This is a genomic window from Gordonia alkanivorans, from assembly GCF_004011905.1.
GTDB lineage: Bacteria > Actinomycetota > Actinomycetes > Mycobacteriales > Mycobacteriaceae > Gordonia > Gordonia alkanivorans.
In genome coordinates this window covers 3,251,998-3,264,732 of the sequence record NZ_CP027114.1, presented here as the reverse complement: position 1 = coordinate 3,264,732, position 12,735 = coordinate 3,251,998, and the positions used below count along the sequence as shown (strand labels likewise).

Here is a 12,735-nt window from a genome sequence, read left to right as displayed (position 1 = left end):
AGGCGCCCCGTGCAGTCCGGAGTAGAGTGTCCGGGTGCCCGAGCCTGCTCCCGCCACCGAGGTGACACCCGACGCGACGGGCAGCCGACGCCGCGTCACCTTCGACCGGCGGGTCGTCCGGCGCGCACTCGTCGCAGCGGCGGTCGTGGCCCTGGTCCTGCTCGGCTCCTACTTCATCCCGCTCCCCTCGATCGGCAGCGTCCGCGCCTGGGGCGACGACCTCGGTCCGGCCTTTCCGTGGCTGTTCTTCACGGCGTACGCCGTTGTCACGATCGCCCCGATCCCCCGCTCGACCTTCACCGTCATGTCCGGGATCTTCTTCGGCCCCGTCGTCGGCTTCGTGGGCGCGATGATCGCGTCGTCGATCGCGGCGGTCGCGGCCTTCGGACTCGTGCGTGTGCTCGGCCGCGACCGGGTGCGACCGTTTCTCAAGAAGCCGGTCGTCAAGGCCGTCGAGTACCGCCTGGAACGGCGCGGTTGGCTGGCCGTCGGCTCGCTCCGCCTGATCGCGGCCTGTCCGTTCTCCGTCGCCAACTACTGCTCGGCCTTGTCTTCGGTACGGCCACTGCCGTTCACCGTGGCGAGCATCATCGGCATGGCCCCCGGAACCGCGGCGGTGGTGATGCTCGGCGATTCGCTGACCGGCGACACCAACCCCGCGCAGCTTCTGATCAGCGGAGCACTCTTCGCGGTCGGGATCGCCGGACTGGTCCTCGACGCTCGGTTGCCGGTGACCACCGGAATCCCTCAACCTCCCGGACTTGAGAAGGACGAATCAAGTTCTGATGATTGATCGGTCCAGCCAAAAGGCTTGATCAGTCCTGATCAAGCCAGTAGGCTTGTGTGATGTTCGTCATGACCGTCGACCAGCGCGGCAGCCGCACCGACATCGATCGCGTCGAAGCCGTGCTCGACCGGCTGCGCACCATCGACTCGGTTCGCCCCTTCGAGCGCACCGCGGGCGACGAGATCCAAGGCGTCCTCGACGACCCGGTGACCCTCGCACAGCTCGCCGTCGAACTGACCGCCGACGGTCACTGGAGCGTCGGCATCGGAACCGGCGACGTCGAACAGCCGCTCCCCGCCTCGACCCGCGCAGGCCGCGGAGCCGCTTTCCTCTACGCCCGGGACGCGGTCGAGGCGGCCAAGCGGCAACGCATACCGCTGTGTGTACGCGGCCCCGATGCCCGATGGTGCCGCCACGCACAAACCGCCGGCCGGCTGATCAGCGACATCGTCGCCACCCGAAGCGCTGCCGGCATCGAGGCGGTGGCACTCATGCGGCGAGGACTCACCCAGGCCGACGCGGCGGGCGTCCTCGACATCTCACCCCAGGCCATGAGCCAACGACTCCGCGCCGCCGGCTGGGATCTGGAACCCGATTCGCTGGACCTCCTCGCCGATGCACTCGCCGAGGCCGACCGCCTCCACGCCGTCGAGCAGGCGCCGGACGGGGAGGTCGCGCGATGACCGGGATCGCCCTCGTCCTGCTCGTGCTGACCGCCATCGCACCTGTGGGGTGGCTCGGGGTGGAGCGGCTCATGCGTGACCGCGCACTCGACGGTCTCACCGTGCCGCCGTCGGCGACGATCGTCCACGCCGTCGGACTCACGATTCTGCTGGGACTCGCCGGGGCGACGGCGGTCGTCGCCGCCACCGCCGGACCCGCAGCCGGGTTCCCCGCCGCGGCGGCGACGGTGATCGCGGCCGTGGCTGCGGTCACGGGTGGTGGCCCGGTGGTGCGGGCGGTCCTCAAACTGGGTGGTGTCCGGGCGAACCCGACGCCGACGCCTGACCCGGAGAGCCCCGATGACACCGAGACCCCGGACGACGCAGATACCGAACAGTCCGACCCGAACGAGGTAGGACCACTCCGGGGCGGCCGCGTCATCGGTCATCTCGAGCGGCTGGCCGTCGTCACGACGCTGATGGCCGGATGGCCGGAGGGTCTGGCGATCATCCTGGCGGTGAAGAGCCTCGCGCGCTATCCCGAACTACGTGCGCCGCAGGCGTCGGAGCAGTTCATCATGGGCACCTTCGCCTCGGTGCTCTGGGCGATCGGCCTCGCCGGGATCGCACACCTGGTCACCACCTGACGGCCGGTCTAACCCGGGGTGGTTCCGGTCTCCTCGATCGCGGCGCCGAGCGACGCATGACGTGACGACCGGCCCACACCGGTGCCGATCTCGGGGGCGACGGGTTTGCGGGCCACCGCCTCGGCCTCGGCAACGGCCTGCGCGACCTTGGGATCGGATGCCAGCGAGAACCAGTCCTCGGTCTCCGACTCGTCGACCTGTGAGGGCGGCGAGTCGGTCGGCTCGTACCGGAACACCCCGTCGTCGCCCTGGATGCCGAAGGACTTCGCGAAACCCTGGAGCGCCGAACCGAAATCGGAGGGCACCACCCAGACCTTGCTGCCCTCCCCCTTCGCCATCTCCGGCAACTGCTGGAGGTATTGGTAGGCAAGGAGTTCCGGGGTCGGCTTGGCCGCCTTGATCGCCGCGAAGGTCTTCTCGATGGCCTTCGCCTCGCCCTGCGCGTTCAGGTAGGCCGCCGCACGATCACCCTGGGCACGCAGGATGCGCGACTGCCGCTCCGCCTCGGCGGCGAGGATCGCGGCCTGCTTGGCACCCTCGGCGGCGAGGATCTGCGACTGCTTGTTGCCCTCGGCGGTCTTGATCGCCGACTCACGCTGACCTTCTGCGGCCAGGATCGTCGCGCGCTTCTCGCGATCGGCCTTCATCTGCTTCTCCATCGACTCCTGGATCGACGGCGGAGGCATGATCGACTTGAGTTCGACGCGGGCGACACGCAGGCCCCAACGGCCGGTCGCCTCGTCGAGCACTCCGCGCAGCTGCCCGTTGATGGAGTCGCGAGAGGTCAGGGTCTCTTCGAGGGTCATACCGCCGACCACGTTGCGCAGGGTGGTGATGGTGAGCTGCTCGACGCCGGCGATGTAGTTGTCGATCTCGTAGACGGCCGACCGCGGATTGGTCACCTGGAAGTAGACGACAGTGTCGATGGACAGGGTGAGGTTGTCCTCGGTGATCACCGGTTGCGGCGGGAAGGACACGACTCGTTCACGGATGTCGACCCGCGCGCGAATCCGGTCGATGAACGGCAGCAGCAGCGTCAACTGCCCTGACACGGTGCGCGTGTAGCGGCCGAGACGTTCGATCACCGCGGCCTCCGCCTGCGGGATCAGGGCCACCGATTTGACCAGTACCACCGCCACGAGCAGGACCAGCAGTACCACCACCACCAGGCCGAAGATCTGGAAATCGTCCACAATTCACCTTTCTCGCGAACCGTCGAGCAGGTCGGGTCGAGCTATCAGACGTGCCACACCACCGCGGTCGCACCGTCGATCTCGACGACGGTCACATGGGTTCCGGGTTCGAGCACCTGTGCGGGATCGACCGACCGCGCCGACCAGATGTCACCGCCGATCTTCACGCGGCCGTCGTCGCCGTCGACCGTCTCGGTGACGACCGCCGGCTGCCCCTCCAGGGCCTCGGTGTTCATCAGTACAGAGGGGCGATTGAGCATGTGGCGCTTGGCAACCGGGCGCACCGCGACGAGCAGCAGCATCGACACCGCGGCGAACACCAGGCCGTCCACCCAGAGGGGCGGCTCCCACACGAAATCCACACCGGCCGCGGCCAAGGCACCACCGGCCAACATGAGCAGCACCAGTTCGCCACCGAACATCTCCGCGACCACCAGGACGATCGCGGCCGCCAACCACAGCAGGGCGCTCATGTGTCCAGTCTGCCAGAGATGTCCGAGCAGCCTCGGCGCGTTCGATGCGCGAGCGCGCGGATCCGACGCTAACCGGCCTCTTCGGCCGCGGTGACGAAGTCGATCAGTTCCTCCACCGATCGCAGGAGTGGCACTTCGAGGTCGCGGAAGCTGCTGACCCCGCCCAGCACCCGGCGCCAGCCGTCCCGCGGGTCGCCCCAGCCGAGCTCGGCACACACCCCGGTCTTCCAGTCGGTGCCGCGCGGGATCGTCGGCCAGGCCCGGATCTTGACCGAGGCGGGCTTCACCGCCTCCCAGACGTCGATGTAGGGATGCCCGCACACCAGCACGTGCTCGCCGACCTCTGCGGTGAGGTGGGCCTCTTTCGAACCGGCCACGAGATGGTCGACGAGAACGCCCGCGCGACGATGCGGCGCGGGCTGGAACTCGGCGAGCGCCTCGTCGAGGTTGTCGAGACCGTCGAGGCTCACCACGACCACGCCCTCGGCCCGCAGGTCGTCGCCCCACACCCGTTCGAGCAACGTCGCATCGTGCACGCCCTCGACGAAGATCCGGCTGGCACGTGCGGTGCGCGCGCGGGTGCGCGGCGCGGCGCGCGAACCGGACGCCGTCGTCGCCGGTTTCTGGGGGCCGCGCGTGCGCGGCTTGACGAGGGTCACGGTGCGGCCGTCGATCAGGAAGGCGCCGGGGTTCATCAGGAACACGCGGGTCCGGCCGTGCCGGTCCTCGAGGCGCACCAGGTCACCGGCGTAGCTCTTCTCGAGCCCGACGACGGCACCGCAGAAACCGGTGGCGGCGTCCTCCACGACCAGGTCACGTTCGGCCGCGACCTCCACCGGACGCGGCTTGGTCCGGCGTGGCTGAGACAGCACATCGCGCCCGTACCGGTCATCCATCGCGTTCCACCTCTTCGGTTCCTGGACATCTGCGCCCAACACCGTAAGCGCCCGGGCCCCCGGCGGCGGGTAGCCACGCCCGGCGCCCGTTCCGGGGCCGGCGGTATCGTTGTTCCTTGATGAATCGCAGCGACATCCTCCCCTCCACCGTCGCGTGGCCGACCTGCGCCCTGGGCGCGTGGGCAGCGGCGTGGCTCACCGGCCGCTGCTCCCCCGACGACGTGATCGAGGCGCTCGCCGAATCAGCCGACCGGCATGAGGTGTCGACCGAACAGTCCACGTCCGCAACGGGATCCGGGAACGGCATGGTGAACCTGCTGGGTTCCCTGAAACCGGCCCGGCAGCTGATGGTGCGCCTGCCCTCCACCGGCGATCCGCAGGGCCTGCCACCGCATCCCGCGACAGCGAAAGCGCTGGTCGCCGGTGAGGTACTCCTCGTCGACGACTCCGACACGGCCGGTACCCTCGCACTCGTCCCCGAGTTTTCCACTCTCGGCGTCGATCCCCCGTACGTGACGTGCCGGTGGACGACCTTCCGGTATGCGGATCGGCTGGACCTCGCCCACCTCGTGTCGTCCGGGCCGTCCGCCGGTGACCTGGAATACGATCTCCGGCAAGCCGTTCGCGATGCCGCGTCGATCATCGGCGGGCTCGGCGGACGCCGGTCGGTCGACGCCGGCGACCTCCGCAAGGAACTCGCGGCCCTCACCGCCCGGCATCGCGTCGCCCTGCCCCCACATGCGCTCGACACCCGCTCGACGCGCCTGATCGACACCGCCGCCCAGGTCGAGGCGATCGTCGATCTGGCGGGCGCCCGCCGCATCGAGATCGGCGACACTGCGGGGCAATGGGATTCGGGCGACTCCGCCCTGCGCGGGTTGCAGACGCTCACCCGGACCGCACGGGCGGCCGCGGTCAATCACACGATCGGTGAGCTGCTCCGCCGCTGATCTGCGAGCGGTACGTGTCAGATCGGCTCGGACCAGGTCCGGCGCCGCGGTGGCCGGTCGGAGACGAGGCCGTACATCGTGATGCCGTTCCAGTCCTCGACTGCGAACTCGTTGGCACCCCAGACCTCGGTGTAGTAGCGACGCAGAGTCTCCGAACCCGTCCATGCGTAGTACGGACGCGATGCCGCCGTACAGAACCGTTCGATCTCGCGCATCATGCCGATCGTGGCCCGGCCGCCGCGTTCGGATTGCGCCACGACCCCGATCCGGAGGTTGACCGCGTCGTCCGCCGGAGGCGCGAGCTTCGAACTGGTCAACAGCTAAGCGATGCGTTCGCGCACCCCGGGGACGGTCGCGACCGCGGCGAAGTCGGCCGGCGTCAGCGGCGGCTTGCCGTCGACGGCCAGATCGGCGTCGTGCGGCTGGAACACCAGCAATCCGACGAGACGTACGCCGCGCCGGGCACCGACGACGCATTTCACGTTCAGCAATGGTCGCACGAGGATTTCCGCCAACCATTTCCGCAGAGAGCGGTCGGCCATGTGTTCCCCGAGCAGCCACGAGTACAACGGAATCTCGTCGAGACCGTCTGCGAGCAGCTCGATGACCGGGTCGAGATCGTCGCCGGTGAGTGTGACCGTTTCGATCGATTCGTACTGTTCATCAGTCATCGCAGCTCGCATCAGCTCGCATTCCCCGGTGCGACATGCCGGAAACGACGCAGAAAACCACGGGTGGGCCGCGCCATCGACGCGGCCCACCCGAGAAGACTTCTCACACGGTCGGCGTTTCTTCCTCGAGCGAGCCGGTGATCAGGGTGTCCAGGATCGGTCCGAGAATCTCGCCGTCCAATTCGATTGGTCCATCTGCCATTGCAGATTTCTCTCTCTCTGGTAATCGCTGCCCGGGGGGAGGCAGCGTATCCACAGAATGTCATCTGTCGAACAACGGAGCCATATATGACGACTCCTGTTATCCGATTGTTATCATCGCGAATGATTCAACGAACTCATCGAAACGATCGTTAACAATGGGCTTGAGATCAGCTGTCTCTACGTGCCGTCAGATGCGTGGGCCGACGGCCGCGACGGCCGTGCGGCGGGCACACAGCAACGGTCTCGACACACCCGACCGTTGTCGCCGCAGCCCATCGCAGCGAGATCGCCGACGCCGCCGACGTAGTTCTCCACGATTTCGCCGATCATCTCGACGAAGCGCAGATCAGTGCCGACGGTGTCGGCCCGCACGTAGTCCATCCCGAGTCGCTGCGCCGTCTCGGCTGCCTCGTTGTCGAGGTCCCAGATCACCTCGAGGTGATCGGAGATGAATCCGACGGGATAGACCACAACCCGGCGAACACCCTGCGCCGCAAGTTCTTCCAGGTGATCGCAGATGTCCGGTTCGAGCCACGGGATCTGCGGGGGGCCCGACCGCGACTGCCAGACCTGGTCGAAGTCGTCGACGCCGAGTGCGTCGGCAACGGCCTGCGACGCGGCCATCACCTGGCGCGAGTAGAGACCACCGCCCTCGGCAGCCGGTCCGGACGCGGCGTCGGCCGAGCTCGGGACGGAGTGCGCGGTGAACACCAGCCGCACCGGGTCCTCGGACTCGCCGAGCTTCTCGATGGCGCGACGGACGGCGTCGGCTCCGGCCGCGGTGAATGCCGGATGCGACCAGTACTGCGGCAGTTTGCGGAGCACCACGGCACCCTCGGGCGTCGTGGACCCGGGCTCACGATCGGCGAGTGCCTTGAGGGACCGGTCGATGTCCTCGTGGTACTGACGGCACCCCGAGTAGCCACCCCAGGCGGATGTCGGGAAGACCAGGATGCGACGATGCCCGGCCCGGTACATCTCGGCCAGGGTGTCCTCGGCCAGGGGGTGCCAGTTGCGATTGCCGAAGTACACCGGCAGATCGAGACCGCGGCGTGCCAGATCGGCGCGGAGGCCGTCGATCATGTCCAGGTTCAACCTGTTGATCGGCGACACCCCGCCGAAGTGCAGATAGTGTTCCGCCACCGATTCCAGGCGTTCGCGCGGGATACCCCGGCCCCGGGTCACGTTCTCCAGGAAGGGCATGACCTCGTCGGGGCCCTCGGGACCACCGAAGGACAGGAACAGGACGGAATCGAAGGCGGTCTCCACGGCGTCTCTCCCCGGGCTCACGACCCGGAGGTCATGCCCTCCGGGAACCAGGTGTTGTGGCTGGCGCCGCCGTCGACGTAGACGATGGAACCGGTGGTGCCGGGCAGCCAGTCGCTCAGCAGCGCACAGACCGACTTGGCGACCACGGTCGGGTCGTCGACGTCCCAGCCGATGGGCGACGCGCCGTCCCAGTACTCGTTGAGCATGTTGAGCTGCTTGGCGTCATCGGTCGCGGTGCCGGCGATGGCCTTGGCCGCGAGGGTCTTGATGGGTCCGGCGGCGACCAGGTTGGAGCGGATGTTCTTGGCGTTGCCCACTTCTCGCGCCACGTACCGGTTCACCGACTCGAGGGCGGCCTTGGCCACGCCCATCCAGTTGTAGTACGGCATGGCGGTGCGCGGGTCGAAGTCCATACCCACGATGGAGCCGCCCTCGTTCATGACCGGCAGCACGGCGCGGGCCAGCGACGCATAGCTCCAGGCCGAGATCTCGAACGCCTTGGCGGCGTCCGGGCCTGGGCCCTCGAGGAACGGCTTGGCCTCCGGGCCCATCAGGGTGCGCGGTGCGAACGCGATCGAGTGCATAACACCGTCGATGCCCTGCGGGGCGATCTCGCGGATCTTGCCGGCGAGCGACTCGAGGTCCTCCTCGCTGGTGACGTCGAGACCGATGGCCGGCGGCACCTCCTTCGGCAGGCGCTTGGCGATCCGGTCGATCAGCCGAAGCCGCTCCGGGATACCGGTGATGATCACCGTCGCGCCCTGCTCCTGCGCCATGGCGGCCGCGTGGAAGGCGATCGACGCATCGGTGATGATGCCCGTGATGAGGACGGTCTTCCCGTCCAGGATTCCGCTCACGAAGATGTGCTCCTGAGATCGACGTTGATTGAGATGTGGTGTGGCCGACGGGCGGTGGTGACCCGCAGGGTCAGTGGCCCATGCCCATGCCGCCGTCGACCGGGATGACCGCGCCGGAGATGTAGCCGCCCTCGTCGGAGGCGAGGAAGCTGATCGCGGCGGCGACGTCCTCCGGCTTGCCGGTACGGCCCAGCGGGATGGCCTGCTTGGCCATCTCGATGTAGCGATCCTCCATGGCCGCGGTCATGTCGGTCTCGATGAAGCCCGGCGCGACGACGTTGGACGTGATGTTGCGCGATCCGATCTCACGGGCGATCGAACGCGCCATGCCGATGAGACCGGCCTTGGACGCCGCGTAGTTGACCTGGCCGGGGATACCCGACATCGCGACGACCGAGCCGAGGAAGATCATGCGGCCCCACTTGGCGCGCTGCATTCCCTTGGTGGCGCGCTTCGCGCAGCGGAAAGCGCCGGTGAGGTTGGCGTCGAGGACCTTCTCGAAGGACTCCTCGGACAGTCGCATGAGCAGCATGTTGTCGGTGGTGCCCGCGTTGGCCACGAGGATCTCCACCGGACCCTGGTGGGCCTCGACCTCGGCGAAGGCCGCGTCGACCGACTCGGAGTCGGTGACGTCGCACTTCACGCCGAACAGTCCCTCGGGGGCGCCGGAGCCGCGGTGCGTGACCGCGACCTTGTGGCCGTCGGCGGCCAGGCGCTGGGCCACGGCGAGGCCGATCCCGCGATTGCCGCCGGTCACCAGGACCGAACGGGAAGGGTTCTGCGCTTCGTTGCTGGATGCCGTCATGGGTGTCTAACCTATCCGTTCTGTTTGGGTCGGCGTCGCGGTGGTCGTCGGACGTGGCTGCCGGTGGCCCGGGCCCGGGGTCGGGTCAGGGCAGCCTGCGGTTGATCGCGAGGGCTGCAAACGCCGAGACCAGCGCGAACAACGTACCCGCGATCAGCCACGGCTTCGAGTTGTCCCCGCGTCGTGTCTCGTAGCCGATCTCGTTCTGCAGTTTCTCGTAGACCTTGTTGAGCTCGTCGAGACTCGCCGCGGTGAAGAAGTCTCCGCCGGAGAGGTTCGCGATCTTGCGCAGCGAATCGTCGTCGACGGGGACCGGCACGCGATCACCCTCGAGTTCGACGGTGCCCGTCCGGGTGCCGAAGGAGATCGTGGAGACCGGGATCTTCTCCTCCTTGGCCTTCCGTGCCGCGGTGAAGGCGCCGCGCGGGTCGTCGGGATCGTCGGGCACGGTCTCCTTGCCGTCCGACAGGAGCACGACCCGCGCCGGCGGGGCCGCCTCTCCGCCGCCGAGAACGGCGTTGAGCGTGCTGATCTGCTGCAAGGCCGCGAAGATGCCCTCGCCGGTCGCCGTCTTGTCGTCGAGTCTCAGCTTGTCGACGGCGACCTTGGTCGCGTTGTGGTCCGGGGTCGGCGAGACCAGACTCGCCGCGGTGCCCGCGAAGGAGATCAGGCCGAGGTTGATGCCCTCGGTCAGCTCGTCGGCGAACTTCTTCGCCGCCTCTTGCGCGGCTTTGATGCGTGACGGCGAGACGTCGGTCGCGTTCATCGACCGGGACACGTCCATCACGAGGATCACCGTCGCCTTGTTGCGCGGGACCTTGCGGTCGGCCTGCGGTCCGGACAGAGCCACCGTCAACAGGATCAGCGAGATGATCAGCAGCGCGATCGGCACGTGGCGCAGCCGGTTGCGGTCGGCGGGAGCGACGGACTTCAGGAGATCGAGGTTCGCGAAGGTCAGCGCCCGCTGCCTGCGGCGACGCAACATGTACACGTACGCAGCACCGAGTAGGGCCACGACGAGCAGCAGCAACAACCAGAAGGGGCTGGACAGCATGGGCTACCCCACCCCGGCGGCGAGGCCGCGTCGTCGCCGGGCGATGAACTTGACGGTGTCGGTGATCCACTCGCGGTCGGTGCGGAGTGACAGCGTCGCTCCTCCGCAACTGCGCAGCGTCCGGTGCACGCGCTGCTGATGGGCGCGGGCGGCGGCGGCGAAGTCGCGTTGCAGGTCCTCGGTGACGGTCACGTCGTGGATCTCCCCCGACTCGGCGTCGGCCAGGGTGACCTCGCCGATCGCCGGCAGCTCGAGGTCGCGCGGGTCCAGCACCTCGACCGCCAGCAGCTCGTGGTGGGCGCCGATGGCACGCAGCGAGCGTTCCCAGTCGATCGGCCCGAGGAAGTCGCTGATCACGACCGCGAGACCGCGGCGCCGCTGCGGACGGCGCAGCGCCTCGATACCGGCCTTGAGATCGCCGCGGACGCCGGGCGCACTGCGGTGCGTCGTCGCGATCGCCTTGAGGAGGTTCTGGGCGTGGGCGCGTCCGGCTCGCGCGGGCACCCGGACGACGTCGTCACCGGTCACCACGAGCGCCCCGTGCCGGTTGCCGCCGCCGGTGGTGAGGTGCACGATCGCCGCGGCCGCGGCCACTGCGAGGTCGCGCTTGGTACACCCGACGGTGCCGAAGTCGAGGCTCGCCGACGCGTCGACGACGAGCCACGTCTCGAGCTCGCGGTCGGCGATCATCTGGCGCACATGCGGCTGGGTGGTGCGGGCGGTGACCGACCACTCCATCCGACGGACGTCGTCGCCCGGCTGGTAGGTACGCGCCTCCCCCGGTTCCGAACCCGGGCCGGGGATGAGTCCGAGGTGCTCGCCCTGCAGCACGCCGTCGAGCTTGCGACGAACGGTGAGCTCCAACATCTTCAGAGCCGCGGTGAGCTGGGGCTCCTCGAGCAGCCCGGCACCGAGGCTCGGCAGGTCGCGATTAGCCGCCATACCGCGCATTCGGGTTCACGGGACCGGAACCCTGCGGAACCTGCTGTCCGGCATAGCCGTTGGCGCCCTGAGTGGCCGGTTGGGACGCACCGGCCCGGGGCGCGCCGGCCTGCCCCTGGCCCTGAGGTGCCGCCGGGTACGACGACTGCACCGGTTGCGCACCGACCTGCGGGAGTCCGACGGTCTGCAGCACCCGGGTGATCACCTGATCGGCGTCGATCTCGTCGGCCAGGGCGTCGTAGGACAACACCAGGCGGTGGCGGAGGACATCGGGCATGATCTCGACGATGTCCTGCGGGATGACGTAGTCGCGTCCACGGACCAGCGCGAGCGCACGAGCCGCGGCCACGATGCCGAGCGTCGCACGCGGCGAGGCACCGTAGGACAGCCACGACGCGACGTCGGAGAGACCGAGCTCGGCCGGACGGCGCGTCGCGTTGATGACGCGAACGACGTAGTCGACGAGCGCGTGGTGGACGAAGACGTTCGCGGCGGTCTTCTGCAGACGCAGCATCGCCGCGGGGTCGAGGACCTGCGAGGCCGTCGGCGGGACGTTGCCCATCCGGTAGACGATCTCCCGCTCTTCCTCGACCGACGGGTAGTCGACGAGCACCTTGAACAGGAAGCGGTCGCGCTGCGCTTCGGGCAGCGGGTAGACACCTTCGTTCTCGATGGGGTTCTGCGTCGCCATCACGAGGAACGGGTCGGGCATCGCGTAGGTCTTGCCGCCGATCGACACGTGCCGCTCGGCCATGACCTCCAGGAGCGCGGACTGCACCTTGGCGGGCGCGCGGTTGATCTCGTCGGCGAGGAGGAAGTTCGCGACGACCGGACCGAGTTCGGTGTCGAACTCCTCACGGCCCTGGCGGTAGATACGCGTACCGATGAGGTCGGTGGGCACCAGGTCGGGGGTGAACTGCACACGGGAGAAAGAACCGCCGACGACCTTGGCGAAGGTCTCCACCGCGAGCGTCTTCGCGACACCCGGGACACCTTCGAGGAGGATGTGGCCACGGGCGAGCAGGCCCACGAGAATCCGCTCGACGAGCTGGTCCTGACCGACGATGACGCGCTTGACCTCGTAGATGGCCCGCTCGAGCAGGGCGACGTCGGCGTCGCTCAGCACCGACGAGTCGGCGCCTGCCGCGGCCGGGTCCCCCGTGGCCGCCTTGTCGAGGGAGTGCGATTCGGTCAACCCGTGCTCCTGTTCGTCTGAACTCTGCTGCTCACTGGTGTGGCCACATCGGGGCCGAAGACACCCCCGCGTGCTTGTGCCAGCCTAGCCGTGCGAACTGAAAAGGCGCCAAGAAGATGCGCGGCCCGTC

13 protein-coding genes and 1 pseudogene are annotated in these 12,735 nt (G+C 68.5%); 4 read left to right on the top strand and 10 right to left on the bottom strand.

Features of this window, described 5'->3' with window-relative positions; genetic code table 11:
- The first annotated feature begins 34 nt into the window (after positions 1-34).
- The 3 genes from C5O27_RS14845 to C5O27_RS14835 are packed head-to-tail and all read left to right on the top strand — an operon-like array spanning position 35 to position 2,096.
- A complete protein-coding gene (locus C5O27_RS14845; RefSeq protein WP_127963015.1) occupies positions 35-793 on the top strand; it encodes a TVP38/TMEM64 family protein in 759 nt (252 codons plus the stop codon).
- A gap of 53 nt (positions 794-846) precedes the next feature.
- Entirely contained in the window at positions 847-1,470 is a 624-nt protein-coding gene (locus C5O27_RS14840; RefSeq protein ID WP_006360437.1) for a hypothetical protein, read from the top strand.
- A complete protein-coding gene (locus C5O27_RS14835; RefSeq protein WP_006360438.1) occupies positions 1,467-2,096 on the top strand; it encodes a hypothetical protein in 630 nt (209 codons plus the stop codon). The genes C5O27_RS14840 and C5O27_RS14835 overlap by 4 nt, the downstream gene beginning before the upstream one ends.
- 8 nt (positions 2,097-2,104) lie before the next feature.
- Here C5O27_RS14835 and C5O27_RS14830 read toward each other — a convergent pair whose 3' ends face one another.
- The 3 genes from C5O27_RS14830 to C5O27_RS14820 all read right to left on the bottom strand — a co-directional run bounded on the left by C5O27_RS14830 (position 2,105) and on the right by C5O27_RS14820 (position 4,658).
- Entirely contained in the window at positions 2,105-3,289 is a 1,185-nt protein-coding gene (locus C5O27_RS14830) for an SPFH domain-containing protein (protein ID WP_006360439.1), read from the bottom strand.
- A 44-nt stretch (positions 3,290-3,333) separates the two neighbouring features.
- Positions 3,334-3,762: an NfeD family protein gene (locus C5O27_RS14825; protein WP_035751548.1), complete on the bottom strand. Its 429-nt coding sequence runs from the start codon at positions 3,760-3,762 to the stop codon at positions 3,334-3,336.
- Positions 3,763-3,830: 68 nt separating this feature from the next.
- Positions 3,831-4,658, bottom strand: a complete 828-nt coding sequence (locus C5O27_RS14820) for a DUF3097 domain-containing protein (RefSeq protein ID WP_127963014.1) — start codon at positions 4,656-4,658, stop codon at positions 3,831-3,833.
- Between the two features lie 119 nt (positions 4,659-4,777).
- Here C5O27_RS14820 and C5O27_RS14815 point away from each other — a divergent pair, with 119 nt between their 5' ends.
- Positions 4,778-5,608, top strand: a complete 831-nt coding sequence (locus tag C5O27_RS14815) for a serine/threonine protein kinase (RefSeq protein ID WP_127963852.1) — start codon at positions 4,778-4,780, stop codon at positions 5,606-5,608.
- A gap of 17 nt (positions 5,609-5,625) precedes the next feature.
- On the opposite strand, the pseudogene C5O27_RS14810 reads toward C5O27_RS14815, so the two are convergent.
- The 7 genes and pseudogenes from C5O27_RS14810 to C5O27_RS14780 form a co-directional block, all read right to left on the bottom strand.
- Positions 5,626-6,279 (bottom strand): annotated as a pseudogene (locus tag C5O27_RS14810) (hypothetical protein).
- Positions 6,280-6,660: 381 nt separating this feature from the next.
- Positions 6,661-7,752: a ferrochelatase gene (locus tag C5O27_RS14805; protein WP_127963851.1), complete on the bottom strand. Its 1,092-nt coding sequence runs from the start codon at positions 7,750-7,752 to the stop codon at positions 6,661-6,663.
- A gap of 17 nt (positions 7,753-7,769) precedes the next feature.
- The gene (gene inhA, locus C5O27_RS14800; protein WP_006868236.1) at positions 7,770-8,609 is read right to left on the bottom strand and encodes an NADH-dependent enoyl-ACP reductase InhA; all 840 of its coding nucleotides are present in this window, start codon (positions 8,607-8,609) and stop codon (positions 7,770-7,772) included.
- Between the two features lie 70 nt (positions 8,610-8,679).
- Entirely contained in the window at positions 8,680-9,414 is a 735-nt protein-coding gene (gene fabG1, locus C5O27_RS14795; protein WP_127963013.1) for a 3-oxoacyl-ACP reductase FabG1, read from the bottom strand.
- An 85-nt stretch (positions 9,415-9,499) separates the two neighbouring features.
- On the bottom strand, positions 9,500-10,468 hold the full coding sequence (locus C5O27_RS14790) for a VWA domain-containing protein (RefSeq protein ID WP_006360446.1): 969 nt from the start codon (positions 10,466-10,468) through the stop codon (positions 9,500-9,502).
- Between the two features lie 3 nt (positions 10,469-10,471).
- A complete protein-coding gene (locus C5O27_RS14785) occupies positions 10,472-11,410 on the bottom strand; it encodes a DUF58 domain-containing protein (RefSeq protein WP_127963012.1) in 939 nt (312 codons plus the stop codon).
- Positions 11,400-12,605, bottom strand: coding sequence for an AAA family ATPase (locus C5O27_RS14780; protein WP_127963011.1), 1,206 nt, complete (start codon positions 12,603-12,605; stop codon positions 11,400-11,402). Before C5O27_RS14780 ends, C5O27_RS14785 begins: the two co-directional genes overlap by 11 nt.
- Positions 12,606-12,735 lie beyond the last annotated feature (130 nt).